Genomic DNA, 26349 nt, shown 5'->3' with positions numbered 1-26349 from the left:
TCTCCAAGTTACTCGTCAATCTCAAGGGCACGTTTACCTTCATTGAGGTAGTTCTTCAAGTAACTATCGATCACTCGCGGGTTTTGGCCATCTTGAATCGCTAATACGCCATCCATGATCAAACGGCGATTTAGCGTTTCTTGGTCACGGCGAAGAGAAAGCTTATCCGCAATAGGGAAAAACACCATATTGGACAGGATCGCGCCATACAATGTGGTCAAGAGTGCAACGGCCATTGCTGGTCCAATCGCTTTAGGGTCATCCATGTTTGAAAGCATCGCAACAAGACCAACCAAGGTGCCAATCATTCCCATCGCAGGAGCAACGTCGCCAAAGGCGCGAAATACGCCAGTACCTTGCGTATGTCGTTCATCCGTAAGCGCGATGTCTTTTTTGAGTGCCGCTCTCACAACGTCGGCATCATGGCCATCAACCAGTAGATCAATGCCTTTCTGCATGAATGTGTTGTTTATTTCCATCTCTTCAAGAGCAAGAAAACCACCTTTACGCGCCGCGTCGGCCATTTCCACAATTTTTGCGATCAGGTCTTCGGGTTCATCCGCTTTAAACATGAAGGCTTTGCCAGCAATCTTTGTCGCACCAAAAAACTGTCCCATTGTGAACTTCATCAACACGACGAATATTGAGCCACCAACGACAATAAGGATCGACGTGACATCGACAAACATGCCGATGCTGCCACCAAGCACCATCGCCATAATGACGAATGCAAAACCACCAATCAAACCTAATAGGGTTGCTAAATCCACAAAGCACTCCTCACGCTATACTCAAATACTGCCATTGGGCGGATTATTACCTGTATCGACAACTCGCGCAGAATTTTTAGAAAAATCTTAGCTAATGGATCACAAATTACACCTAACAACCTCAACCAAAATATGGGGTTTCACCGCTTAGACTCGTTGAACGCTAATTTTGTGACAATTATATAAGGTTAAATTTGACCAAGTTACTAGGCTAAGGTAACTTTCGTGCATCTTACCCGAGGCTTGATTAAGGCAGAAAAAAGATGGCGGTCAAGAAACCAGAAAACATGACCTTTGAAGCAACCATTGAAGAGCTTGATAGCTTGGTTGATCAATTAGAAAATGGCGATCTTGCTCTAGATGATGCCCTGCGTAAGTTTGAACGAGGCATTGCCTTAGCTCGTGCAGGCCAAACTAAATTAAGCGACGCCGAACAGCGCGTGAGCATTCTTCTTAGTGAAGATGATGAAGCACCACTGAGTGACTTCAAACCAGATTCAGAATAACAATCAGTAGTGAGCAATGTGATGCAACAGACATTGACGTCTTTTCAACAAAGAAACAATCAGCAATTGAATTTGTGGCTCGATCAGCTTCCATATCAAGAGCAGCCATTGATTCAAGCAATGAAATACGGCCTTTTGCTAGGTGGAAAACGCGTTCGCCCTTTTCTTGTTTACATCACAGGTCAAATGCTCGGCTGTAAACCTGAAGACTTAGACACCCCCGCCGCTGCTATCGAATGTATACATGCCTACTCACTCATTCATGATGATCTGCCAGCCATGGACGATGATGAACTGCGTCGAGGTCAACCAACTTGTCATATTAAGTTTGATGAAGCAACCGCAATACTGACAGGTGATGCACTACAAACCCTTGCCTTCACTATTATTGCTGATGGTCAATTAAGCCCGGCGGCAGAAGCTCAACGCATCAACATGATCAAAGCATTAGCGCATTCTTCTGGTGCCAGCGGCATGTGTGTAGGGCAAGCCTTAGATTTAGGCGCGGAAAATCGCCAAGTTTCTCTTGAAGAAATGGAAGAGATACACCGTAAAAAAACCGGAGCTCTGATTGATTGTGCGGTAAAATTAGGTGCATTAGCTGCTGGTGAGAAAGGTATCGAGGTTCTACCTCACTTGGAGCGCTACTCAAAAGCAATTGGTTTGGCGTTTCAGGTTCAAGACGATATTCTTGATATCATCAGTGACACAGAAACACTGGGTAAGCCTCAAGGTTCCGACCAAGGTCTGAATAAGAGCACTTATCCTTCCCTGCTGGGTTTAGAGGGAGCCATAGAGAAAGCTCACACTCTGTTACAGGAAGCACTTCAAGCATTGGAAGCTATCCCATACAATACTCAGTTACTCGAAGAGTTCGCCCGATATGTCATCGAGCGCAAAAATTAACACTATAAGCGCGCATTTATATGACTCTTGATATTTCAAAGTACCCAACACTGGCGTTAGCAAATACACCGGAAGAATTACGTCTTCTTCCGAAAGAAACATTACCAAATCTGTGTGATGAACTGCGAACGTATCTGCTAAATTCAGTGAGCCAATCTAGCGGACACTTAGCGTCTGGCTTAGGCACCGTAGAGCTAACTGTCGCTCTGCATTATGTTTACAACACCCCTATCGACAAATTGATCTGGGATGTTGGTCATCAGGCTTACCCGCACAAAATCCTCACCGGACGTCGCGATAAAATGCCAACAATTCGCCAAAAGGATGGTCTACACCCTTTCCCTTGGCGTGAAGAAAGTGAATATGACACCTTATCTGTCGGCCACTCTTCGACATCTATCAGTGCAGGCCTTGGCATGGCCATCAGCGCACAAAAAGAAGGCAAAGGCCGTAAAATCGTCAGTGTGATTGGCGATGGCGCAATTACAGCAGGCATGGCATTCGAAGCCATGAACCACGCTGGCGACGTTCATCCTGATATGTTGGTGATTTTGAACGACAACGAAATGTCGATTTCAGAAAACGTCGGCGCCCTGAATAACCACCTTGCAAAGGTACTTTCTGGTAGCTTATACACTTCTATCCGTGAAGGCGGCAAGAAAGTGCTGTCTGGTGTTCCACCTATTAAAGAGTTGGTTCGCCGTACGGAAGAGCACCTAAAAGGCATGGTAGTGCCTGGTACTCTGTTCGAAGAGTTCGGCTTTAATTACATTGGCCCGATTGATGGGCACGACGTCAATGAACTCGTCAAAACGCTGAAAAATATGCGTGAGCTCAAAGGCCCTCAGTTCCTACACATCATGACCAAGAAAGGCAAAGGTTATGAGCCGGCCGAGAAAGATCCTATCGGCTACCATGGTGTTCCTAAATTCGATCCAACGCATAATTGTCTGCCGAAGAGCAGTGGCGGTAAGCCGACTTATTCAAAGATCTTTGGTGATTTTTTATGTGACATGGCGGCCCAAGATCCTAAGCTAATGGCAATTACGCCAGCGATGCGCGAAGGATCAGGTATGGTGCGTTTCTCAAAAGAGTACCCAGACCAATACTTTGATGTGGCGATTGCTGAGCAGCACGCTGTGACACTGGCAACAGGCATGGCAATTGCGGGCGATCATCCAATCGTTGCTATCTATTCGACTTTCTTGCAACGTGGTTATGACCAATTGATCCACGACATCGCGATCATGGACTTACCAGTGATGTTTGCGATCGACCGCGCAGGTCTCGTTGGCGCAGATGGTCAAACTCACCAAGGTGCGTTCGATTTGAGCTTTATGCGCTGTATTCCGAACATGGTGATCATGGCTCCAAGCGACGAAAACGAGTGCCGACAAATGCTTTACACTGGCCATAAGCATTCTGGCCCGAGTGCGGTTCGATACCCTCGTGGTAGCGGCATGGGCGTAGAAATCGAAACTGAGTTTACGGCGTTAGAAATCGGTAAAGGGCGCATGGTTCGCCAAGGTGAAAAAGTTGCTATTCTGAACTTTGGTACTTTCTTGGGTAACGCGCTAGAAGCGGCAGAATACCTTAACGCCACTGTTGCTGATATGCGCTTTGTGAAGCCGCTCGATGAAGCATTAATTCGTCAATTAGCCGCAGATCATGACGTGCTCGTGACGTTAGAAGAAAATGTTATCGCAGGTGGTGCAGGTGCGGGTGTCGTTGAGTTCATGATGAAAGATAAAATCATTAAGCCAGTCTTAAACCTAGGTTTACCCGATGAGTTTATTCATCAGGGAACACAAGATGAACTGCATGAAGAGCTTGGTCTCGATGCAAAAGGAATTGAAAAATCCATCTTGGATTATTTAGCAAAATAGCATGTAAAAAGGGATGCTCATGGCATCCCTTTTTTACGTCCAGTGTTTAGTTCATGGTTTAATTCATCCAGCCAGCGTATTTTGCGACTAGAAACAGGGCAACACCGGCCATAACTCCCGCCACGATATCATCAACCATAATACCCAGCCCACCGTGAACTCGCTTATCTAGCCACCCAATTGGCCAAGGTTTTACCATATCGAAAAAACGAAATAAGATGAAGCCAGTGATCAACCACTTCCATTCAGTGAGTGGAATATTCAGTGCAGGTACAATGCTCATCGTAATCCAAAAGCCTGCAAACTCATCCCATACGATTGAACCATGATCATGTACTTTCATGTCTGCAGAGGTCACTTGGCATATTTGAATGCCGATCACACACGAAATCAGAACAACAATGACATACGCCGTAAATGGTAATTGTGCCAACAACAAAAAGAAAGGCACGGCCGCCAGTGTGCCCATTGTTCCAGGGATAAACGGGGATAATCCACTGCCAAAACCCGTCGCCAATAGATGCCACGGGTTCTTTAATGAAATAAGAGAAAGAGGGTTGGTCATATCCTTAAACCTATACTGCTAGTTTGGTTTCAATCGTCATGCCTGTGAGTTGCTCAATAGTAACAGGCTCTTGGCTAGAGCTTAGCTCAGATCATTTAAAGTGGTCGAAGCCACTTAAGTCCCAATCAAGTGGTTGATTGTTATCATGCAGCTCGAAGGTTCCATTTGGTCGGATTTGACCAATACATGTGACCTTACAGCCAGTATGAGATAAAGCGCTTTGTAACGAGCCTCGATTTTGCTCCGGCACGGTAAAACACAACTCGTATTCTTCGCCACTTGCTAAAGCATACTGCTGCGCGCTGATCTTATCATCTAAAAACTGGACTAATTCTGAAGAGATCGGTAGCTGAGAGACATCAATACTCACCCCAACCTGAGATCGCTGTAAAATGTGCTTAATATCAGAGATTAAACCATCTGAAATATCTATCGCAGAAGAGGCTAAGCCAACAAGAGCTTGTCCAGCAAGCACACGCGGAGAACTAAGGTAATGAGCTCGCTCTAGTGCTTCCGCGCCGGCTCTGCTGCGCAGAGAGTCATCTAGAATCACATCCAAGCCAGCTTTTGCATCGCCAAGGTTTCCCGTTACATATACCCAATCCCCAGGCTTGGCGCCGGATCGCGTGAGCGCTTTGTCTTCAGGTACAAAACCTTGCACCGTGAGTGTCAGACACAATGGACCTTTGGTGGTATCACCGCCTATTAACTGAATACCATAGTAATCAGCCAGTTCGAAAAATGCATCACAGAAAGGAGCAAGCCATTCTTCATCTGGCTCAGGCATCGTTAATGCAAAGCTCACCCATGCAGGCGTTGCGCCCATCGCCGCCAAATCACTGATGTTAGAAGCCAATGCTTTGTGTGCGACCCATGCTGGGTTCGCGTCGGCTAAGAAATGCGTTCCAGCTACCAATGTATCCGTGCTAATCGCAATCTGAACATTAGCTGGCGCTTTGACCAAAGCACAATCATCACCAGCGGCTAGATGGACATCTTTACGTTGGCTCTGACGACCGACGAAGTACTTGTCTATCAGATTAAATTCACCAGACATAATTCACTTACTTTTTGATGTAAAAGCTTTTGATACAAAAAAGGTCAGCATGTGCTGACCTTTTCATTGAAGAAATCGTTATTTCTTACGAATGTGAGGTGCTGCTTTATCAAGTACACCATTCACAAACTTGTGGCTATCTTCTGCTGCGAAAACTTTTGCAAGTTCAATCGCTTCATTGATAACAACTTTGTAAGGAACATCTTCGCGACGAGTCATCTCGTACATAGCAAGGCGAAGAAGAGCAAGTTCCATCATATCTAAATCCTGCATAGGACGAGAGATGTATGGACGAATTTTGCTATCTAGCTCAGCGTGGCTAAGTACAACACCGCTTAATAGTTCACGGAAGTAAGCTACGTCTGTCTCTGGAGCAGCAAGCGCTGGCTCAGATGCATGAAGTTCTTCTTCATCGTATTTGTCGCCAGACAAAAACTGTTCTTCAATCTTGGCAACATTCTCTTTAGTAATTTGCCATGAGTAGATCGCCTGTAGAGCGAATTGACGTGCGTTACGACGTGCGGCTGGTTTCACACTGGCCCCCATTAGGAATCAATTTCAGATAGTACATTAATCATTTCAAGTGCGCTTAGTGCAGCCTCTGCACCTTTATTACCAGCCTTGGTTCCTGCGCGTTCAATCGCTTGATCGATCGTATCAACAGTCAAAACACCAAATGCTACTGGAATGCTGAATTCCATAGACACTTGTGCTAGACCTTTGTTCATTTCACTACAAACATAGTCAAAGTGAGGCGTTCCACCGCGAATAACAGACCCTAGAGAAACAATAGCGTCGAATTTGCCAGTTTTAGCAACACGCTGAGCTACTAGAGGTAGTTCTACGGCACCTGGACAACGCACAACCGTGATGTTGTCTTCGCTTACTTGTCCGTGACGCTTTAGTGTATCGATCGCACCAGAAAGTAGGCTTTCGTTAATAAAACTGTTGAAACGAGAAATAACGATAGCAATTTTTGCATTTGGCGCTGGGAAGCCACCCTCGATCACTTTCATAAGCTTTCCTTTAACTCTATTTATAAGTGAAATATGTTCATCAAGTGAGAATCGCCGGATTCTAGCACAAATTTGTGAGCAATATCTAATGGAAATTGGAGGCAAATCACCGGTTCCTAGCCATTGACGAGTTAAGCACGTCAAAGACTAGGAACTTATTGTTCGGTTGTTACTCGCAGACGTACTCAACAACGTTCAGACCAAAACCACCTAACGCGTGGTACTTTTTGTTGGTCGATGACAGAAGGCGCATATCATGTACACCGAGATCCGCAAGAATCTGTGAACCAACGCCAACACGGCGAGACGTGCCTTGTTTTTTAGCAAGCGTTGGGGCTTCACCTTTGTCTTGCGCTTCGAACATCTTCACGCGATGAATAAGTAGATCGGTCGATTCTTCATGGCCAAGAACAACCAGTACACCGCCCTCTTCACCAATGCGTTTCATTGCCTTATCTAGTGTCCAGCTGCGCTCTGCATTACGATCGCTACGTAGTAAGTCGGTAAAAACGTCTTGAAGATGAACGCGAACCAGTGGCGCTTTTTCTTTCAAATCGCCCTTGCACATTGCGTAGTGCACTTGGTTATCAATGGTGTCTTTGTACGTGACTAACGTGAACTCGCCAAACTCTGTCGGTAACTTGCACTCTGCCACACGTTCAATCGTTGTCTCAGTGTTATTGCGGTACTCAATTAGGTCGGCAATAGTGCCCAATTTAATACCGTGCTTCTCTGCAAAGATCTCTAGATCTGGGCGACGAGCCATGGTGCCGTCGTCATTTAAGATCTCAACAATCACCGATGCTGGCTCTAAACCAGCAAGACGAGCCAAATCACAGCCAGCTTCAGTGTGACCTGCGCGAGTCAGTACACCGCCGTCTTGAGCTGCGAGAGGGAAGATGTGACCAGGCTGCACCAAATCCGCAGCTTTAGCGTTTGGCGCGACTGCTGCTTGAACGGTACGTGCGCGATCTGCGGCTGAAATACCCGTCGTTACCCCTTCTGCTGCCTCAATCGAAACAGTAAAGTTGGTGGTGTATTGCGCATTATTGTCTTGCACCATTGGTGGCAGACCTAGACTTTCGCAACGATCTTTGGTCATGGTTAAACAAATCAGGCCACGGCCATAGGTTGCCATAAAGTTGATGGCTTCCGGCGTAATATGCTCGGCAGCCATGATCAAGTCACCTTCATTCTCGCGGTCTTCATCATCCATTAGGATGACCATTTTGCCTGCGCGAATATCATCAATAATTTCTTGTGGCGTACTGATTGGCATAGTCTGTTATCCCGTTATTCTAAATTTGTTATTGCGACAGCAATGAAAAATTACGTTGCAGTGAATGCTAGTTAGGTCAATAGTTTGAGCTTTGCATTAAGCAAGTCAATGAATCTCGCGGTGTTCTGTGAGTCTGCTCTTTATCGCATGCCTCACGCAGCCACTCCCAAGACTTATGCAAAACCGTTTTGCTGTAAAAAGTCCATCGTGATACGAGACTCGGCCTTATCTTCTTGTTGTCCTTGCAGTAAACGCTCCATATAACGCGCAAGTACATCAACTTCCAAGTTGACTTTGCGCCCCACTTGAAACTGGTCAATCGTAGTTTCTTCACTCGTATGAGGAACGATCGTCAGCTTAAAAGCATTTTTACGTAAGTCGTTGACGGTTAGGCTAATACCATCAACAGTAATCGAGCCTTTCTCTGCAACGTACTTGCTAATTTCCGCAGGCATTGCAACCCAAAACTCTATCGCACGGCCAACTGAATTGCGTTCGACAATTTCACCAACCCCATCGACATGGCCAGAAACGATATGTCCACCCAATCGCGTTGTTGGCAACATGGCTTTTTCTAGATTCACCTTATCGCCTACTTGGTATTCAGCAAACCCCGTTTTCTTCAAGGTTTCTAATGACAGATCAGCACTGTAATAGTGGCTTCCGAAGTCAACTACCGTTAAGCAAACACCATTGGTCGCAATGCTATCGCCTAACTTAACGTCTGACATATCAAGCGTACCCGTTTCAACCGTGACGGTGATGTCTTCGCCCTTCGGCGTAATCGCAGCTAACTTGCCAACTGCTTCTACTATTCCTGTAAACATACTATTTCTTATCTAATTTCATTACGTTTTATGGTGGCGGTGATGCGAATGTCTACCCCAACCATACGAACGTCTGTAATGTTTAAATCTATGACGTCAGCCATAGCGCTTAACCCTAAAGCACCGATAAGCCCCCGACCATCGCTGCCCATGAGTTTTGGCGCAAGGTAAACAATGAGCTCATCTACAAGATTAGCCTTTATCATCGCACTCGCTAGCGTAGCTCCAGCTTCAACCCATAAGTGATTGATATGGTGCTCATCAGAGATACGTTTTAATGTCGTTGATAAGTCAATTTGGTCAGCGCTGTCCAATAGAGGGATACAGTCTCCATCAGAGCGAACAATAACTCGCTCTCCATCGGTATGGAACAGCTTGAGCGCATCAGTTAAACGGTTCTGACGATCTAAGATTACACGTACTGGTTGACGAAGCTCTTCTTGTAAATACTGCGCTTGAACACTATTAGGTAAGTCATCCCAGCGCACGTTGAGTGATGCATTATCATCAATCACCGTTTTGCTAGTAGAAAGAATGCCACCACTCATTGCTCGATAACGCTGCACATCTTGGCGGGCCGTTGGGGAGGTGATCCATTGGCTCTGACCATTATTGAGTGCGCTTTGCCCATCCAAACTGGCCGCCATTTTTAATTGAACAAACGGCATGCCTGTACGCATGTACTTTATAAAACCAGGGTTAAGGGCAAGGGCATCTTGCTCTAACAAGCCGATTTGAACTTCAATTCCGGCATCACGTAACATCTGGATGCCGCGACCTGCAACTTTCGGGTTTGGGTCTACCATGGCGCAAACCACACGTGCCACTTTGGCTTTAATCAGCCCTTTGGCACATGGCGGTGTACGGCCGTAATGAGAGCAAGGTTCTAGCGTCACATAAGCGGTTGCACCAACTGCTTTTTCACCCGCCATGCGCATCGCGTGCACTTCGGCATGCGGCTCACCAGCACGATGGTGATAGCCTTCACCGACAATTTCTTCATCACGAACGATGACACACCCTACATTTGGATTAGGGGCGGTGGTAAAAATGCCACGTTTCGCTAACTTAATAGCTCGTGACATCATGGCGAAATCTAAATCAGAAAACGCTCTTTCAGGAGTGTGTTGAGTCATGAGCTACTCAGTCTTCTAGGCGGGCAATCTCTTCGCCAAACTCGCGAATATCTTCAAAGCTGCGGTAAACGGAAGCGAAACGAATGTAAGCCACCTTATCGAGCTCTTTGAGCTGGTCCATGACTAAATTACCAATCATTTCACTCGGAACCTCTCGCTCACCCGTCGCACGCAGCTGTGATTTGATCATACTGATCGCTAACTCTATAGAATCGGCACTCACTGGGCGTTTCTCTAAAGCGCGTTGAATACCGCCAACCATTTTATCTTCGTCAAATGGTTCACGGTTGCCATTCGATTTGATCACTTTAGGCATCACTAACTCTGCGCTTTCAAACGTAGTGAAACGCTCGCTACACGCCAAGCACTGACGGCGACGTCGAACTTGATGGCCATCAGCCACTAAGCGGGAATCAATAACTTTGGTATCGTTCTCGGAACAAAAAGGACAATGCATATCACCTCCATATCTATACCAAAATAACCTCATGAGCAATCACGGATAACCACGCGTTCATGGTTATACGGACTCTATTAAAGCTATTTGGGTATAACGCTTTCAAACCGAAATAAAAGCTCATGTAGTGTAGCGGAATTGGTATGTTAGACAAAACAAAAAGGGGCGCAAAAGCCCCTTTTTCACTCAAGATCTCGTCGAATGTGTTAACTGCGTGCTAAGTAGTTCGCTTTACCAACCCACTTGTAGCTAGTTAGCTCTTCTAAGCCCATCGGACCGCGTGCATGTAGCTTTTGCGTAGATACTGCGACTTCTGCGCCAAGGCCAAATTGCGCACCGTCTGTAAAGCGTGTTGAAGCATTCACATAAACCGCCGCCGAACCGACAGAATTGATGAACAGTTCTGAGTTTTCCAAACTATTGGTCATGATCGCATCTGAGTGGCTCGCGTTATGGACACGCATATGATCAATGGCATCTTTCACATCAGACACAACTTTTACACCAAGAGTGTAGCTCAACCATTCCGTATCAAAGTCACCCTCAACAGCATCGCGAATTTGTGTTGCTTGAGGCATCAGTGCTTTTGCCTTAGGCTCTGTCACGAAGGTCACTTTATCGTTCATGCGCTCTACGATCATTGGTAGGAATTGCGCTGCAATTTTTTCATGCACGAGCAGCGTATCTAATGAGTTACACGCAGATGGACGTTGAACTTTAGAGTTCTCAACCACATTCAGGGATTTCTCTAGATCAGCGGATTCGTCGACAAAGATATGGCTGATACCAAAGCCACCAATAATCACCGGAATCGTGCTGTTTTCTTTACACATTTTGTGTAGGCCAGCACCACCGCGTGGAATGATCATGTCGACGTAATCGTCCAACTTAAGCAATTGAGAAACAAGCTCACGATCTGGTTTTTCAATGTACTGCACAGAAGCGGCTGGAAGGTTCGCCTTTGCGAGCGCAGACTGAATAACCTTCACTAATTCCATATTCGAGAAAAATGTCTCTTTGCCACCACGTAAAATGCTTGCGTTGCCGGTTTTCAAGCACAACGCTGCGATATCAATGGTTACGTTTGGACGCGCTTCATAAATTACGCCCACGACACCAAGCGGCACGCGACGACGAGACAGTGACATCCCATTTTCCAGTACCTTACTGTCTATTTCGCTGCCTACAGGATCGTTCAAGCTAATGACGTTGCGAACATCATTCGCAATTGCAGTCAATCGTTCTTCATTAAGCAAAAGGCGATCGAGCAGCGCATCGGTTAAACCCGCTTCACGGCCAAGTTCGATGTCTTTAGCGTTTGCCGCCAAAATAGCAGCAGAGTTTGCTTCTAGTTCATCAGCAATGATGGCTAATGCTTGGTTCTTTTGCGCAGTTGACGCTGTCGCTAATTCGAAAGCTGCATCTTTAGCAGCTTTACCCATATTCGTTAAATCCACTTTGCTTCCCTCTAATTCTATTCCTGAATGACGACCAAATCATCGCGGTGAATCACCTCAGAGCCATAATCATGACCCAAAATAGAGATGATATCTTTACTGTGCTTACCCGTAATTTTAGTTAGGTCATCACTTGAGTAGGCGCTGATGCCACGAGCCACCAACTTACCGTGAGCGTTTGTTACACGCGCCACTTCGCCTCGTGCGAAGTCACCACTAACTTTGATGACCCCTTTAGCAAGTAGGCTACTCCCCTTGCCGACCACAGCATTGACTGCACCATCATCAATAACGATGTCGCCCGATGCCGCAGGTCCCGCTAGAATCCAGCGTTTACGGTTCTCTAAGGCTTCAGCGCAAGGTAGGAAGCGCGTGCCCTGAGGTGCATCACTTAGAGAGTCAAAGATAACATTCGGCGCACTACCAGCAGCAATAATAACCTCGATACCTGCGCGGCGAGCGATGTCTGCGGCTTGCAGCTTCGTTGCCATACCACCAGTACCCAATGTTGTACCGCTTCCACCTGCGATTTTACGCAGCGTATCGTCGATGGTTTTTACTTCCTTGATAAGCTCTGCGTTCGGATCTTTACGAGGGTCAGCGGTAAACAGACCTTTTTGGTCAGTTAAAAGCAAGAGCTTATCTGCACCACATAAAATGCCTACCAAAGCGGAAAGGTTGTCGTTATCGCCAACTTTAATCTCGCTAGTCGCAACGGCATCATTTTCGTTTACGATAGGAACAATATCGTTCGCAACGAGCGCATTAATAGTGTCACGCGCGTTAAGGAATCGCTCACGATCTTCTAAATCGGCACGGGTTAGTAGCATTTGGCCGATCTTGATACCATAAATACCAAACAAAGACTCCCATGTTTGAATCAAGCGACTCTGCCCCACCGCGGCAAGTAACTGCTTACTCGCCATCTCGTTGGGCAATGCGGGGTAACCAAGATGCTCACGGCCTGCTGCAATCGCACCAGACGAAACCATTACGATTGAATGGCCTTGTTTTTTAAGCTCAGCACACTGGCGTGCTAACTCAACCATGTGTGCACGGTCGAGTGCCAAAGTGCCGCCTGTCAGCACACTTGTACCCAGTTTCACAACGACAGTTTGTGGTTGTGAAACAACTGCATTTTGTTGATTCGTTGTCATGATGTCTTCTGAAGTGAAAAACAAATAAAGAGAGGATGTTTTAACAATCAAATAGGGAATTAACAAGAGAAAAGGTGCGTTTTCGCACCTTTTTGTTTGGTATTAAATGAAAACAACCAAATTAAGCGAAATCGAAAGACTCCGTGTGATATTCGACTTCTAATTTGAAGTGTTCTTCTAAAGTATCAACCAGCTTTTGATGGAATGTGCTCTGCGTGAGATACACTTCCTCTACCACTTTTTTGGGAAGGGCTTCAGATACCCATTGCCCTTCTTTGTTGTACTTGCCAATATGATATTTAGCAGTAAAGCCTCCCTCGATGGATTCCAAATCCATCCACCAGCCCCAAAATTCACGCTTCTCAGGCGATTTTTTGTCGTCTACACATACAGATAAACAATCAAAATAATAGCGCCCTTCTTGCGATTGTGGTTCGCGCAGGTAAGGCCCTATCGCCTTCAACTTAGACATCAAGCGAAAGTGAGTCGGGCCCTGAGTCGTCTCTGACATATGAATCTCCGTTTTCATAGTTAAAAGTAAACACCCAAGAATGATTATTATTTTTAATTATCATGAGCTTATTTTTTGCTCAGATATATCACTCTTAACTAATTTAGGAGAATTGTCACCCTAATAATTCATCTTCTAGCCACTTTATGGCTAAATCGAGGGATTGCTCATATCCTTTTGTAATTGTTTTGGAACTGATTTTTTTCGCTCTACCATACTGGCTAAATAGAGCAACAAGTTGATTATCACTGTGTGGCGACACTGGATCGCCTTCAAGACTCAAAGCCAAAATAGGCACTTTGGTTTTTCGACTGCTCAGGAAGCCCTGAACCTTCAATGACCACGCCATCATCTGACCAGCCATGCTATTAATATCAACCGCATTTTTCCCCAAACGGGAAGCCAAAAGATCTAAATACATCTTCGGCATTTTTTGTAACTTCTGAGGGGAAGTAAAAATATCATGTACGGGTGCGCCTAGAGCGACACAAGCTTTGATCTTTTCCTGCTCGACAAAAGAGAGTCTGATCATGGCATTACCACCAAAACGAAACCCAACTAACCCCACTTTGTGATGATCAACCCAAGGTAGCGAGTAAAGCTCATTCAATACCGCTTGATGTAGGCAACTTGAATTCTCGGTCAAGGGCCAATGAGAGCTATGCCCTACCGAAGGCATGTCCACGGTTAACATCGCAATATCTCGCGGTGCAAGACGATTACGGAACAAACGCCACATGTCGGTTTGTAGAGTATCCAAACCAGCGCTCACCATGACCACAGGCAACTGTTTATCCGTTCTTGGTAAATGGAGGTTCGCGATGATTTTGCGATTTTGGTAAGGCACTTCAATTTGCTTGATGGTGTACTTAGTTTTTTCTGCGCCGTCAGAATACGCTTTGTTTGCCAGTACTTGAGCCTGCGATGCCAAGTTATCATTTTTTAAATGTGGGTAGCCTGCAATACTAAAACACAAAGAAGCAGTGAAGAGTTCATCCGCTGCCTCTTCTCCTTGCATTTCATTTGCTCGCTTCTGATGATCCATACCAAGCTTGATCCACTCAAATGTCCAGTTACCACTGTGATAACCCATTACAGTGTCTAACCAATCATCATTGGTTCGCGAGTGAGATGATGAAGCAATTTTGGACAGTACGCCTTCCATTTCGATCGGAGACAATCCTTGCCAAGCCCATTGCAAGCGACGCAAATGACGATACCAAGCACGATCACCCTGCGCTTCTCGTTCATCAAGTATTTTTTTACTGGTCGGCATGTACTGGGTAAGCGCGGAGGTTTCTTTTGCTTGCTTATGTTTCACGAACAAAGTTTCGGAAAGATTTTTACTGACGTCTTCAGACATAGGAAGAACCCTAGGCTATTAGCATGATTTAATATCATAATAAAAAAAATGCCCCTATAAAGGGGCATTTCTCAATATTCTTTAACCGCGCTTATTTTTGCTTGCGGTTTACTGGCTCAGCATACTGGATTGACATATCCCAAGGCTGCTCGATCCAAGTGTCTTGAGCAATATCTACAACGTAATCATCCAGCAGCTCTTTGCCTGATGGTTTCGCACACACAGCGATCATTTTCGCTTTTGGATACATCTCACGTAGTTTGCGCGCTGTATCACCACTGTCTACTAGGTCTTCAACGATTAGGTAACCTTCGCCATCACCTTCAGGTGCTTTTAGTACCGTCATATCGCGCTGATGATCATGGTCGTAGCTTGAAATACAGATTGTATCAACGTAACGAATACCCAGTTCACGAGCTAAAATAGCGCCAGGAACCAAACCGCCGCGGCTTACCGCCCAAATTCCTTTCCATTGCTCAGCTGGCATTTGTTTCTCAGCCAGTTCACGGCAGTAAGTCTGCATTGCATCCCAAGTGATAATGAATTTTTTACTCATTGTAATAACCTAATAATTTGAAAATATGCATCCTCAAAATCTAGCGAAGTCACTCAAAAGCGGAATGCTCACTAACTTCTCCAAAATGTTTGGAGACGAGGATTTCAAGCTGCGCAAACGATTATTCTACCGAAACACACCGCTAATACCAACGGTGATATCAAAATTCTCTGCCTATTCCGCAGAAAAACCGTCTTCTGTGAACAACGTAAAAAAGAAAAAGCCAGCGTGAATAAATCCACACTGGCTTTTTGCTCGAGAAATTAACCGACGAGGTATTTAACGATGAAGATGGCTGACATCACCCATACACTCATCGACACTTCACGGCCCTTACCGCTGAATAACTTGATCGCCGCGTATGCGATAAAGCCTAACGTGATACCTTCTGCAATCGAGAATGTTAGCGGCATAACTAAACAAGTCACAACAACTGGGGACGCTTCAGTTAGGTCACGCCAATCAATGCTTACTAGCCCAGACAGCATCAAGATCGCCACATAGAATAGCGCACCTGACGTTGCATAAGCAGGGATCATACCCGCAAGTGGTGAGAACAATAGAGCAAGTAGGAAGAGTACACCAACAACCACGGCTGTTAGACCAGTACGCCCACCCGCAGCTACACCAGAAACGCTTTCAATATAAGATGTCGTGTTGGAGGTACCAAGTAATGCACCTACTGACGTTGCTGTTGAGTCTGCAAGTAACGCTTTGTTTAAACGAGGGATGTTGCCATTCTCATCAGTTAGACCAGCTTTTTGAGAAACGCCAACGAGCGTACCTGCGGTGTCAAATAAATCGACAAATAGGAAAGCAAATACGACGGAAATCATGCCTACTTCAAACAAACCAGAGAAATCCAGTTGCATGAAAGTTGGCGCAATGCTTGGTGGCGTTGACATAATACCGCCCCACTGCACATCACCAAATAGAAGACCAAGCGCTGTAACGCCAAGAATGGCGATCATCACCGCACCTTTCACACCACGGTGAACCAGTGCAATCGTAAGAAAGAAGCCAATCGCGGCCAATACAGATGGTAATGATGTGATCTCTCCCATAGAAACTAATGTCGCTGGGTTATCAACGACGATACCTGCATTTTTTAATGCGATAAACGCTAAGAAAAGACCAATACCAGCTGAAATACCTGTTCGTAGAGAATGCGGGATCGAGTTAATAATCCACTCACGGATCTTAAATACGCTTAAAAGAATGAACAGAAGGCCAGAAACAAATACAGCCGCCAACGCAACTTGCCACGTATAACCCATTCCCAATACAACAGAGTAAGTAAAAAATGCGTTCAGGCCCATTCCTGGTGCCTGTGCGATTGGGTAATTGGCAACAAATCCCATGATAAAACAGCCGATTGCGGCAGCAAGACAAGTCGCGACAAAAATGGCGCCACGGTCCATACCGGTATCCGACAGGATCGCTGGGTTTACAAAAATAATGTAAGCCATAGTTAGGAAGGTCGTAACACCTGCAATGATCTCAGTGCGCACATTTGTGCCATTTTCACTGAGTTTAAAAAGCCTCTCGAGCATGATCGAATCCTGTAAAGGTAAAAAGTAAACGGTTGCGTAATCGATTGGCGGGAATTATAAAGTTATCAAATAGCAAATTCTAGATAGAATCTTCACTCTAATGCGTTTTTTTTCTTTGGATATGAAACACATTCTCTAACCCATCAAAGCAAGTAAAGAAATATATTCTTATAAAACAATAGGTAACCCAGATAACACAGTTTTCTAAAAGAGAATAAAAACTGAGCAATGTACTAAACTTTCAGATGAAAAAGGCCCATTTTAAACATGGTATCTAACAGATTTGATGGAAAAGTCGATAAAACCGAAGAATGGGGAATAGAAGAAGACTTTGATGGCAATAAGTGAGTCAGGAAGAGAAAATAGAGATAAAAAAACGCCACCCAATTTGGGTGGCGGTGAATCATGTCAGCACTATCACTGAAAAAAAATTCCAATTTATAGGGGTGAACAAACTGTTCGAGTCACATGCGTTGACTTCACTTAGTAGCCAAAGCTTGTTGGGTATACAAAGTTACCGGTGTAAACAGACTTGCTATTCCAGAACATTGTACTTGGTAAACCTTTCATAACTATCACCTTTTAAATCAATTAAACATTCGTTGATTTCTCGGTTCCTTGGAGGCGATAAAACGGACTCATCCTTTGAGCATTTCATTCTTCTCTCAGAAGCTGGTTACAAATATACCACCAAGAAATTTAATTACAAGCATTTTAGTGATTGGAATCACAAAAAATGCACAAATTGACCTTTATCAAAGTTTATGTGTAATTAAATTACAATTTTATGAATTAAAAAATAAAGCCACTTTCAGAATATATGATAGAGAACACATAGTGCTTGTTATTGTATTCACAAACTGTGACAGTTCTGAGAGAAATCCTTGTGATCGCGACTACTCGTACTCCTTATCTGGTGGTATGCTAACGGCAATTTGAAGGCCAAATCGTCTAGCATTTAATGCTACCTTGACAATATTTTTACGGTATATATTTGGCAAAGCACATCAAAAGGAGTCCTCCGTGTCTGAGTTCCATTCTGAGATCAGTACCTTATCACCTGCTCCACTTTGGCAGTTTTTCGATAAGATTTGTTCTATCCCTCATCCATCGAAACATGAAGAAGCATTAGCACAGTACATTATCAACTGGGCAACAGAGCAAGGCTTTGACGTTCGCCGTGATCCAACCGGTAACGTGTTCATCAAAAAGCCCGCGACACCAGGAATGGAAAATAAGAAGGCTGTTGTACTTCAAGCACACATCGACATGGTGCCGCAGAAAAACGAAGACACTGAACACGACTTCACCAAAGATCCAATCCAACCTTACATCGATGGCGAATGGGTAACTGCGAAAGGCACGACGCTTGGTGCAGATAACGGTATTGGTATGGCTTCTTGCCTTGCTGTATTGGCATCTAAAGATATTAAGCACGGTCCACTCGAAGTTCTGCTGACGATTGATGAAGAAGCAGGCATGACTGGCGCATTTGGCCTTGAAGCTGGTTGGTTAGAGGGTGAGATTCTTCTAAATACAGACTCTGAGCAAGAAGGCGAAGTCTACATGGGTTGTGCAGGTGGCGTTGATGGCACCATGACTTTCGATATTTCTCGAGAATCAACGCCTGCAGGTTTTGTAACACGCCAACTGACGCTGAAAGGCCTAAAAGGTGGTCACTCAGGTTGTGACATTCACACAGGTCGCGGTAATGCCAACAAATTACTTGGTCGTTTCCTTGCCGGTCATGCTCAAGAGCTTGATTTACGTTTAGTCGAATTCCGTGGTGGTAGCTTACGTAATGCAATCCCTCGCGAAGCGTTTGTTACTGTTGCGCTTCCTGTCGAAAACCAAGACAAACTTGCTGAGCTGTTCAACCACTACACTGAGCTGCTTAAAACTGAATTGGGTAAAATCGAAACAGGTATCGTAACCTTTAATGAAGCGATCACGACTGACGCGCAAGTATTTTCAATCGCCGATCAGCAACGATTCATTGCGGCACTTAACGCTTGTCCAAACGGCGTAATCCGTATGAGTGATGAGGTGGAAGGCGTTGTTGAAACTTCTCTAAACGTTGGTGTGATCAGCACAGAAGAAAATAAAGTCACCGTGCTTTGCTTGATTCGTTCTCTCATTGACTCTGGCCGTAGCCAAGTGGAAAGCATGCTGCGCTCGATTACTGAGCTAGCAGGCGCACAAATTCAGTTCTCAGGCGCTTACCCTGGCTGGAAGCCAGATGCAGATTCCGAGATCATGGCAATTTTCCGTGATATGTATGAAGGCATTTACGGTCATAAGCCGAACATCATGGTCATCCATGCTGGTCTTGAGTGTGGCCTATTTAAAGAACCATACCCACACATGGATATGGTTTCTTTCGGTCCAACAATAAAATTCCCTCACTCTCCAGATGAGAAAGTGAAGATTGATACTGTTCAGTTGTACTGGGATCAGATGGTCGCGCTTTTAGAAGCGATTCCAGAGAAAGCATAATTCAATCACGAAAAATGACAAAGGGTGCCATACGTTATATATAGTAACTTAAAGGGTGTATATTGTGTATTAAGGCAGAGAAATCTGCCTTTTTATTGCACAATCTAAATTATAGGAATACAGTAAATTATATGTATACTGTGTATGGAAAAAGCATAATTTGTCATCAGTAAAAGTCAGAGCGACGATTGTAGAAGACAATACGGGCATCAAAAGCCAACTGTCTATCTTGGTAACAGAGCAAGGAGAGTTAAGTACAGTCACAGACTACCTACTCAAGCTAGAAGCGGACGGGGTGAGTAACTCTGTCATGGATGGATTTATTCAAGCTGTATCCTTGTTGCTGGATTATATGGAAGCAAATAGAGGATTGTTTGACGATCCGGAGTTGCTCTTTCAGACCTTTTCTAAGCGGCTATACACAGGAACGATTGGTGAAGATGGACTTGACCCATCAAGTTTGTATTGGGTGCCAAGTTCAACCAGTAACGTGAATAAGCACATTCACCGACTGACGGCATTCACTGATTGGCTGTCAGACAAGCAAGGCTCGGCACCTATGAATCCTTTGCGCGATGCCACACCTCATGAGCAGCGATTAAATTACGCTGCATGGTATAGAAAAAACCAAAATGATTTCCTCGGCCATATCGAAGATAAAACCGTCAATAAAACCATCCGTAAGGCGCGAACCATTAAGGGACGCATACCACTCACCAAAACCGAAGATGATGCTATCGCCTTTCCTGAAAAGCATTGGGAAGACTTTTATATAAATGGCATTGGTGGCGCGAGCGACCCACGAGTGGCTCTCAGGGATAAGTTAATACTCATGCTTATGCACGGTGGCGGGCTACGCGAAAGTGAGGCTTTAACGCTCTGGGTCACAGATGTGTTTGAAGCCCCCTATAAACCGGATAGCGCTATCGTTCGAATTTACGATGAAATCGACGGTAAAGCGCCAAGTGATCTTGAAGTGCGTTCTAAAAATCAGAATAGAGAAACATACTTAAAAGAAAAGTATGCGCGTATCCCTCGAATACGAATGAAAGGTACTGCTCATCTTGGTAGGAAATGGCGTTTGCCTGACCATAAAGATAAGTACATACAGGTTCAATGGTTTCCCACCGACTATGGCAGAGTGTTTATGTCACTGTGGAAAACCTATCAAAAGTACCGTGCTAGCATCGAATGCCATCACCCTTATGCGTTTATTGCGTTTCATCACAGCGCGTTAGGCAATCCTTACACCATAAACGCTTTCCATGATAACTACGCCAACGGCTTAAAGCGCATTGGTTTAGAGCCGAGCAAGGCAGAAGGCTTAGATCCACATGGGCACCGACATAATTACGGCAGACGGTTAGAGCGTTCAGGTCTGAACCCTTTGGTGATTCGCCGCTGTATGCACCACAAGTCTTTGGACTCACAAATCCCCTACACAGGAAAAGGTCAGCAGGAAATCTCTGACGAACTGACCCAAGCGACGTTGCAACTGGCAAACCCTGAATCCAAAGTCAAAGCGCTCGACTGGAAAACTCTGATTGAGAATGGTTTTGATGACGTCGACCCGCAGGGCTACTTCACTGGCAAGCATCCAAAATTGAGAGGTAAATAATGTCGAGTAGAGGCAAAAAACATGACGGACGCGCATCGGATTTAACCTTCTCTTGGATGTTGACCACACTTGGTGCCGAATGGCAACAATGGCAGGAACTGGCGGCTGAGTGGATGGCATCACAAACATCTGGTGTCGATGACAAGCGGAAGGCGTTAAGCCGCTTCTTTGAGTCTTATATTGCTGAATATGCACCCTATGCCATCGGCAATATAGATTTGTTTTTTAAGGGCTACCATGGACATAAGTGCTCTAGCGAAGAGTTGGAAAAACTGGTTAAAAAAACGCAAAACAGCCCCGCTTTCATCTATAAAGGCGTGAACTATCCTTATGAATTCATCGACTTTGTTATTGAAAAAGTGTTCTCCGAAGAAGATGATAATGGCAACCTTACTTTCTTAGTTCAAAACCCGCTCAATAAAATTAAAGTACAATTTAATACTGCGGAAACCGTACGTAACCCTTTGCCGTATCGCTATATTCAGGACTTGCGCCAAATCCTTTGTCCGTTACCTGATAAAACCGAACTTGCGGTCATTGAGAAAAATCTCAAGGACGATGATTCCTTTCTCTCAGCTTATTACTATCGCCATTTTAAGCACTGGACTTGGGCGCAGCATCAGACAGGACATGGTTCTCTAGGCGGTGACTGGTTTGAAGTCGAGCCTGAACTGATTGATAAATCCGACCCTGACTGTGTGTGGCGTAGCAAAGAGGTTTTACGCAAACCCAAGGGAGACAAAGCAGCAGTGCCTACCGTTATTCACCAAATCTGGTCGCCTGTAAAAGCGATGGTGATTTTTATGAAGCTCCATCTCCCTCTACGTACCTATCAGGTACGTATGCTAGACAGTGGAGAGGCCGATACGTGGCGATACGAAAATGGTCAATGGGTAGTGAATACCCAACATGATTTTGTTCTTGGAAGTGAAAAGCGCCCTTTTGGGAAAGGTGTTTTCCGCCGCATACATGACACCATGACAGGGCTGTATTCAACAGGGTTGTATATCAACACCAACAAGACCGCTGACCAGAACAAAGATGAACTGGAACGTGGTTACATCATCCCTTGGCAGAACGAAGAGATGCTGTACTGGCTGGAAAAACTGCGTAACTGGCAAGAAAAATACAACCCGATTGTAAAGCCTACCGACTGCACTGCATTATTGAAAAAGCACACTGTCAATAAAAAATCGGACAAACAACTAGAGAGCATGGGTGAAATTGCTTTTTTGTTTCGTGATGCTTCAGCAAAGGGTGAGGATAAGCACAAACCTATCAGTGCCACCGCAACAGCTCCTTTTTGGTATCAACTTCTCCTTGAGTTAGAAAACCAACTTGCAGAGCAAGGTAATACACTTGAAAATGGCAAACGTTTAAAACTGGTTGTGGATTACCCGGAAGGTAAGAGTAAAGGGGATATGAGTGCCACACTCTTTCCTTTGCACAGTTTGCGTGTCTCACTCATCACGGCTTATACGATGGATTCACAACTGCCATTGCCCGTGATTTCTAAGCTATTGGCAGGGCATACGCGCCTGTTGATGACTATCTACTATAACAAAATCACCCCATCGGTGATGGCAGAAAAAATGGATGAAGCGCATGGAGAGCTAGACGAAAAATCCAAGCAATCGGTACGCAATTTCCTCAAAGATGCCTCGATGGAGCAAATACAATGCAAGATGGTGTATCACAACGATGATAGCATTCAGGCGGCGCTGGTTAACCGTAACCCGATAGGTTGGGAGGAGCGCTCGTGTGGGGTGTGTCTGGTTGGTGGCAACACCGTTAAATCAAATGAAGCCAGTACTCTTGGAGGTTGTTGGAACGGTGGCGAATTGATAAGAGATGCCAAATCTGCCACACATCGCATTTATTCTAGCGTACCTCACGGCCCTGAAAACTGCTCTCGCTGCCGCTGGTTTATTACCGAAGCACGTTACCTTCCTGCACTCAATGCCTGCTTCAATCAACTGAGCTACAAAGCGCATCAGGCCGCGAGCCTATCTGTTGAGATTGAAGGTAAACTGGAAGCTCTCAAAGACGAACAGTTCTTTTGTGAGGAGCAAGGCAAGTTGTTTATCAAGTACGATGAACTGCAAGCCCTACAGCGCCGCTATGAAAAACAGCAAGTCGAAGCTGATGAATACGCCAAAGACTGGATTGCGTGCTTTGAGCTTATCAATAAAGTAATTCGTGTCGAAGAAACCAGAAATGAAGATGACGCCAAAGATAAGCTGATTGCGGTTGGCTCTGAGCAAGATGTAAGTCATGCCCTGAGGTTTATCGAAACCGACTCAGAGTTACTGCACTTATCACTGCTGTGTGATAACGCGGAGTTTTACCCTGACTTACAGGACGAGCTGCGTAAAACCCCCGCGATAGAAAAGCGCTCTCGTCAACTTAGCCGTGTGCTGATGAAAAAAGGCTTTGAGCCGATTTTTATGGAAATGGACGACAAACAGCAACTCATCGCTGCCAATGCCATGTTGCGTCAAATGGCGAAAATTGCTGACCCTGATGACAAACTTGAAGGCTACCGCAAGGTGGCGAACTACATCGAAGCGGGAGAATACCTGAACGATAACAAACTGTTATCTCAGGGTATTCATGCATTGACTGATAAAACCATTCACCTAGATGGCATCGCACTACCGAACTTATTGGAGGGCTAATGGAACTCGATATTGATGTTATTCTGGCTGACTTAAAAGAAGGCAAGCTGCCTCGCACGCAGCACAACCTCGATAAGCTCAACGACACACTGAAAGCCTATGCGGAATCAGGTCAGCGTGACTTCTCCATCACGCAAATTGGACGGGTGTCAGCCGAAAATGGCGGATTGGCGTATGAGGCTTTGCGTGCCACCCGTAACAAGCACTACCGAACACTCATCGAAGCATGGGCAGCGAAGTGCAATACCAATACCAAAAAACCGCTATCCAACACCTCACGCTCTAAATCAATCCCTGCGGACAATAAACTGTTAGAGCGCATCCCAGACCCTGCGGTTCGCGCCTTGTTCGGTCAAATCATTGCCGAACGTAACCGCTACCGCAAAGAGGTCAATTTACTCAAGCAACACGCCAATATTACCATCGACAAACGCCCTGTACGCCAGTTTGATACTACCGCAGAAGTGAGCGTGGAAGTGCTGCCATCTCTATCAGGCGCACTCACCGAATCAGAGAAAAAAGCCTTAGCGTATGCCATTTCTGATGAATGTATGGAAAAAAACGACTGGCAATATACTCAGGCGGGGCAAGTAAAAGACATGGAATACAACAGCGAAGTATTCCCTAGGGGCTTTGTCACAGGGCTGCGCAAGCTACTGGGTGAGGTAGATGACTAATGGCAAGTGGGCAGCCGAAATGAACTCACTTAGTTAGTTCATTTCGGCTTGTATCTCAGGCTCAAGAAGCAAAGTCTCTCGCTGAATTTCACGGTCTTGAAATCGTTGTCCCCCCCCACTTCGAATTTGGCTTTCGCACTCAAATCCATCAAAAAAACATTGAGTACAAGGGCGTTTTTAGTAGTCTGGTGGCAACAATAAAGTCCGAACATGCAATTACATAACAAGCAATTTAAGCAGCCCCTCAACGTGTGGCATTTTTACTATGCGTTGGTTTTAGTGTTTAAGGTGGTATGTTGCAACTTCGGTATTGCGTTGCTCACACCTTAACAGGGTGTTAGTTTGCATATTTCAGTGTGGTGAGAGAGAAAATATTATGTATGACACAGACCCTCATTATTGTGTTAGCCAAAAGTTTAGCGACATAATTTTAGAAGAGTTCATTGAGCCAAACAGTCGAGACTTATCTAAACATCGCATTTCACAAATAAGTCTAAAAGGGGATAAACGACTTTACAATATCTCTCTATTAACATGCGACGGCTTTACATCTGATGCTGCTTTTGATTTACAGCAGTCACAAGGTGAGCAAGTTGAGTTTAGCCAAACTTTCAACTTTGAGGTGCGAGAAATAATCATTAGCTGTATTGGCCTTGACGAAGAGATATCGATCTCAACTGCTGAGTGTGGGGAAGATTTTATTACTTCACAATTCAGTACAGAGCAGTTTATCTCGTTGTTAAGGTTTGGATTCAATCTAGTATTCTCCAAACTACAAGAAAGTAATTCAGAAGTAATACGGGCCCGCTCAAGTTGGTATGGCGATGAACATCCGTCTTTGCCAGGTGGGTTTGCTTTTTTTATTCCCAGAAAAAAAGAAGAAAATTAAGCGATAAATAAACCCCTTGGGTACAGCTGAGAACAAACTAACAAACTTCTCAAGAGGGATTCGCAACGCGGCGTTATGTGCTTGGAGGAAATAATATGCAAAAGAAGCAAATTGCAAAATACATATTATTTTTCCTTGGTATTGGAATTGTTATAGCTGTTGGCTTTGATCAGCTGTTCTTTCGAGGAAAGCTTATAGAGACTCATCACGGCGTGGTTCTACCTTCGTGGGATAACACTAATGCTCCTGATAAAAGCCGAAGCATCCACATTTATAGAGCAGCCGTAAAGTTAGAGCATGGGGAGGTTGTTCAGGTTATTTGCAAGTCGATCTGTATTGAGGGCAAGGTGGTTATTGTTGAACAGTACAAGCCATTGTTTGGCAGCTACAGCAACTATTACAGTTCATTATTGGCTCCGTAAAAATGTAACTACACGCATAACAAACGTCTAAGGCTTCAAGATACTTTTTCTAATCCAAGTCTCGCACATTAGAACCCATACTCTAACGTGCTTTTGTCCAACAGTGTGCTGACGGGGCATGAAACACGAAAATGCCCCAAAACTCGCTAGACCAAACACTCTACAAGATCTGTTTCGTTCATTTTATCCTACAAAAAGTTATTCGATAGAATGCAACTCAACACGATTGAGTCTACATTATACTTATTTAGCCTGTCAGATTGCCTATTTGATTGGTTAAATCATCAGATTGTCTTCTTGTGGATGATAAATACTTGAAAATATTGTTATTATCGTTTTTATTTATCAGTAAAACCGACTTCCATGAGATATGAATCCGCTCCTGTAGCCCCAAAAGAAAGACAAGAAACAACTAGACAGCGAGCAGCTCGCCAACGTAGAGAGCGTCAGGAAGAGTTGAGGTATACCGCGAGCGATGAAAAGCGATGGGCAGAAATTAGAGAGAGGGTTCTTAGAGATAGACAAGAGGCTGGATTAGGTCAAATCTCTCAAGGTTTAAAAACGCCT

Annotated in this window: 24 protein-coding genes and 1 pseudogene; 10 read left to right on the top strand and 15 right to left on the bottom strand. The window is 44.9% G+C overall.

Going from position 1 to position 26349, the window contains the following annotated elements:
• Positions 1-8 precede the first annotated feature (8 nt).
• Entirely contained in the window at positions 9-770 is a 762-nt protein-coding gene (gene pomA, locus R7M72_RS23220) for a flagellar motor protein PomA (RefSeq protein ID WP_005381564.1), read from the bottom strand.
• Between the two features lie 263 nt (positions 771-1033).
• Between pomA and xseB the strand changes: the two genes are divergently transcribed.
• Genes xseB through dxs form a run of 3 tightly spaced genes read left to right on the top strand, consistent with a single transcriptional unit; the run spans position 1034 to position 4068 of the window.
• Entirely contained in the window at positions 1034-1276 is a 243-nt protein-coding gene (gene xseB, locus R7M72_RS23215; RefSeq protein ID WP_005381566.1) for an exodeoxyribonuclease VII small subunit, read from the top strand.
• Positions 1277-1297: 21 nt separating this feature from the next.
• Positions 1298-2182, top strand: a complete 885-nt coding sequence (gene ispA / locus R7M72_RS23210) for a (2E,6E)-farnesyl diphosphate synthase (RefSeq protein ID WP_005383621.1) — start codon at positions 1298-1300, stop codon at positions 2180-2182.
• Positions 2183-2202: 20 nt separating this feature from the next.
• Positions 2203-4068 (top strand): 1-deoxy-D-xylulose-5-phosphate synthase, encoded by a 1866-nt coding sequence (gene dxs, locus R7M72_RS23205; RefSeq protein WP_005383623.1) that lies wholly within the window; start codon positions 2203-2205, stop codon positions 4066-4068.
• A 58-nt stretch (positions 4069-4126) separates the two neighbouring features.
• Here dxs and pgpA read toward each other — a convergent pair whose 3' ends face one another.
• The 14 genes from pgpA to R7M72_RS23135 all read right to left on the bottom strand — a co-directional run bounded on the left by pgpA (position 4127) and on the right by R7M72_RS23135 (position 17002).
• Positions 4127-4633 carry a phosphatidylglycerophosphatase A gene (gene pgpA / locus R7M72_RS23200; RefSeq protein WP_031780838.1) on the bottom strand — a complete coding sequence of 169 codons (507 nt, stop codon included), beginning with the start codon at positions 4631-4633 and terminating at the stop codon, positions 4127-4129.
• A 91-nt stretch (positions 4634-4724) separates the two neighbouring features.
• Complete coding sequence (thiL, locus tag R7M72_RS23195; protein ID WP_005381570.1) at positions 4725-5690, bottom strand: thiamine-phosphate kinase; 966 nt, start codon at positions 5688-5690, stop codon at positions 4725-4727.
• Between the two features lie 78 nt (positions 5691-5768).
• Entirely contained in the window at positions 5769-6236 is a 468-nt protein-coding gene (nusB, locus tag R7M72_RS23190; protein WP_005381571.1) for a transcription antitermination factor NusB, read from the bottom strand.
• Positions 6236-6706: a 6,7-dimethyl-8-ribityllumazine synthase gene (ribE, locus tag R7M72_RS23185; protein WP_005381572.1), complete on the bottom strand. Its 471-nt coding sequence runs from the start codon at positions 6704-6706 to the stop codon at positions 6236-6238. Before ribE ends, nusB begins: the two co-directional genes overlap by 1 nt.
• A gap of 169 nt (positions 6707-6875) precedes the next feature.
• Complete coding sequence (ribBA, locus tag R7M72_RS23180) at positions 6876-7985, bottom strand: bifunctional 3,4-dihydroxy-2-butanone-4-phosphate synthase/GTP cyclohydrolase II (RefSeq protein ID WP_005381573.1); 1110 nt, start codon at positions 7983-7985, stop codon at positions 6876-6878.
• A 173-nt stretch (positions 7986-8158) separates the two neighbouring features.
• Complete coding sequence (locus R7M72_RS23175; RefSeq protein WP_005381574.1) at positions 8159-8812, bottom strand: riboflavin synthase; 654 nt, start codon at positions 8810-8812, stop codon at positions 8159-8161.
• A gap of 8 nt (positions 8813-8820) precedes the next feature.
• Complete coding sequence (gene ribD / locus R7M72_RS23170; protein WP_213908016.1) at positions 8821-9948, bottom strand: bifunctional diaminohydroxyphosphoribosylaminopyrimidine deaminase/5-amino-6-(5-phosphoribosylamino)uracil reductase RibD; 1128 nt, start codon at positions 9946-9948, stop codon at positions 8821-8823.
• 7 nt (positions 9949-9955) lie between these two features.
• A complete protein-coding gene (gene nrdR / locus R7M72_RS23165; RefSeq protein ID WP_005381578.1) occupies positions 9956-10405 on the bottom strand; it encodes a transcriptional regulator NrdR in 450 nt (149 codons plus the stop codon).
• A gap of 206 nt (positions 10406-10611) precedes the next feature.
• Positions 10612-11862, bottom strand: coding sequence for a glutamate-5-semialdehyde dehydrogenase (locus R7M72_RS23160; RefSeq protein WP_017635685.1), 1251 nt, complete (start codon positions 11860-11862; stop codon positions 10612-10614).
• Between the two features lie 17 nt (positions 11863-11879).
• Positions 11880-13019: a glutamate 5-kinase gene (gene proB, locus R7M72_RS23155; RefSeq protein ID WP_315956878.1), complete on the bottom strand. Its 1140-nt coding sequence runs from the start codon at positions 13017-13019 to the stop codon at positions 11880-11882.
• A gap of 121 nt (positions 13020-13140) precedes the next feature.
• Positions 13141-13530 (bottom strand): sigma factor-binding protein Crl, encoded by a 390-nt coding sequence (crl, locus tag R7M72_RS23150; RefSeq protein WP_005381584.1) that lies wholly within the window; start codon positions 13528-13530, stop codon positions 13141-13143.
• A 115-nt stretch (positions 13531-13645) separates the two neighbouring features.
• On the bottom strand, positions 13646-14893 hold the full coding sequence (frsA, locus tag R7M72_RS23145) for an esterase FrsA (protein WP_005381586.1): 1248 nt from the start codon (positions 14891-14893) through the stop codon (positions 13646-13648).
• Positions 14894-14984: 91 nt separating this feature from the next.
• Positions 14985-15449, bottom strand: a complete 465-nt coding sequence (gene tet(34) / locus R7M72_RS23140; protein WP_005381590.1) for an oxytetracycline resistance phosphoribosyltransferase domain-containing protein Tet(34) — start codon at positions 15447-15449, stop codon at positions 14985-14987.
• Positions 15450-15712: 263 nt separating this feature from the next.
• Complete coding sequence (locus R7M72_RS23135) at positions 15713-17002, bottom strand: NCS2 family permease (RefSeq protein WP_005381592.1); 1290 nt, start codon at positions 17000-17002, stop codon at positions 15713-15715.
• Between the two features lie 1023 nt (positions 17003-18025).
• On the opposite strand from R7M72_RS23135, the gene R7M72_RS23130 reads away from it, so the two are divergent.
• The 7 genes and pseudogenes from R7M72_RS23130 to R7M72_RS23100 form a co-directional block, all read left to right on the top strand.
• Entirely contained in the window at positions 18026-19498 is a 1473-nt protein-coding gene (locus tag R7M72_RS23130) for an aminoacyl-histidine dipeptidase (protein WP_005381594.1), read from the top strand.
• Positions 19499-19658: 160 nt separating this feature from the next.
• Entirely contained in the window at positions 19659-21116 is a 1458-nt protein-coding gene (gmtY, locus tag R7M72_RS23125; protein ID WP_029865152.1) for a gamma-mobile-trio recombinase GmtY, read from the top strand.
• Entirely contained in the window at positions 21116-23794 is a 2679-nt protein-coding gene (locus R7M72_RS23120) for an integrase family protein (RefSeq protein ID WP_213899795.1), read from the top strand. The genes gmtY and R7M72_RS23120 overlap by 1 nt, the downstream gene beginning before the upstream one ends.
• A complete protein-coding gene (gene gmtX / locus R7M72_RS23115) occupies positions 23794-24471 on the top strand; it encodes a gamma-mobile-trio protein GmtX (RefSeq protein WP_213899794.1) in 678 nt (225 codons plus the stop codon). The genes R7M72_RS23120 and gmtX overlap by 1 nt, the downstream gene beginning before the upstream one ends.
• A gap of 376 nt (positions 24472-24847) precedes the next feature.
• Positions 24848-25360 carry a hypothetical protein gene (locus R7M72_RS23110; RefSeq protein WP_213899793.1) on the top strand — a complete coding sequence of 171 codons (513 nt, stop codon included), beginning with the start codon at positions 24848-24850 and terminating at the stop codon, positions 25358-25360.
• 95 nt (positions 25361-25455) lie between these two features.
• Positions 25456-25782 (top strand): hypothetical protein, encoded by a 327-nt coding sequence (locus R7M72_RS23105; protein WP_213899792.1) that lies wholly within the window; start codon positions 25456-25458, stop codon positions 25780-25782.
• Positions 25783-26145: 363 nt separating this feature from the next.
• A pseudogene (locus tag R7M72_RS23100) lies at positions 26146-26349 on the top strand (hypothetical protein); the annotation flags it as partial.

The sequence above is a fragment of the Vibrio sp. YT-18 genome (genome assembly GCF_033337345.1).
GTDB lineage: Bacteria > Pseudomonadota > Gammaproteobacteria > Enterobacterales > Vibrionaceae > Vibrio > Vibrio alginolyticus.
Note: the sequence above shows the minus strand (reverse complement) of the source record. Positions and strands in the feature narration are given on the sequence as shown.

What these genes read in the sequence shown, in the direction of transcription:
- xseB (WP_005381566.1), top strand. Translation starts at nt 1,034, where the DNA reads ATGGCGGTCAAGAAACCAGAAAACATGACCTTTGAAGCAACCATTGAA.
- ispA (WP_005383621.1), top strand. Translation starts at nt 1,298, where the DNA reads ATGCAACAGACATTGACGTCTTTTCAACAAAGAAACAATCAGCAATTG.
- dxs (WP_005383623.1), top strand. Translation starts at nt 2,203, where the DNA reads ATGACTCTTGATATTTCAAAGTACCCAACACTGGCGTTAGCAAATACA.
- pgpA (WP_031780838.1), bottom strand. Translation starts at nt 4,633, where the DNA reads ATGACCAACCCTCTTTCTCTTATTTCATTAAAGAACCCGTGGCATCTA.
- thiL (WP_005381570.1), bottom strand. Translation starts at nt 5,690, where the DNA reads ATGTCTGGTGAATTTAATCTGATAGACAAGTACTTCGTCGGTCGTCAG.
- nusB (WP_005381571.1), bottom strand. Translation starts at nt 6,236, where the DNA reads ATGGGGGCCAGTGTGAAACCAGCCGCACGTCGTAACGCACGTCAATTC.
- ribE (WP_005381572.1), bottom strand. Translation starts at nt 6,706, where the DNA reads ATGAAAGTGATCGAGGGTGGCTTCCCAGCGCCAAATGCAAAAATTGCT.
- ribBA (WP_005381573.1), bottom strand. Translation starts at nt 7,985, where the DNA reads ATGCCAATCAGTACGCCACAAGAAATTATTGATGATATTCGCGCAGGC.
- R7M72_RS23175 (WP_005381574.1), bottom strand. Translation starts at nt 8,812, where the DNA reads ATGTTTACAGGAATAGTAGAAGCAGTTGGCAAGTTAGCTGCGATTACG.
- ribD (WP_213908016.1), bottom strand. Translation starts at nt 9,948, where the DNA reads ATGACTCAACACACTCCTGAAAGAGCGTTTTCTGATTTAGATTTCGCC.
- nrdR (WP_005381578.1), bottom strand. Translation starts at nt 10,405, where the DNA reads ATGCATTGTCCTTTTTGTTCCGAGAACGATACCAAAGTTATTGATTCC.
- proB (WP_315956878.1), bottom strand. Translation starts at nt 13,019, where the DNA reads ATGACAACGAATCAACAAAATGCAGTTGTTTCACAACCACAAACTGTC.
- crl (WP_005381584.1), bottom strand. Translation starts at nt 13,530, where the DNA reads ATGTCAGAGACGACTCAGGGCCCGACTCACTTTCGCTTGATGTCTAAG.
- frsA (WP_005381586.1), bottom strand. Translation starts at nt 14,893, where the DNA reads ATGTCTGAAGACGTCAGTAAAAATCTTTCCGAAACTTTGTTCGTGAAA.
- R7M72_RS23135 (WP_005381592.1), bottom strand. Translation starts at nt 17,002, where the DNA reads ATGCTCGAGAGGCTTTTTAAACTCAGTGAAAATGGCACAAATGTGCGC.
- R7M72_RS23120 (WP_213899795.1), top strand. Translation starts at nt 21,116, where the DNA reads ATGTCGAGTAGAGGCAAAAAACATGACGGACGCGCATCGGATTTAACC.
- gmtX (WP_213899794.1), top strand. Translation starts at nt 23,794, where the DNA reads ATGGAACTCGATATTGATGTTATTCTGGCTGACTTAAAAGAAGGCAAG.
- R7M72_RS23110 (WP_213899793.1), top strand. Translation starts at nt 24,848, where the DNA reads ATGTATGACACAGACCCTCATTATTGTGTTAGCCAAAAGTTTAGCGAC.
- R7M72_RS23105 (WP_213899792.1), top strand. Translation starts at nt 25,456, where the DNA reads ATGCAAAAGAAGCAAATTGCAAAATACATATTATTTTTCCTTGGTATT.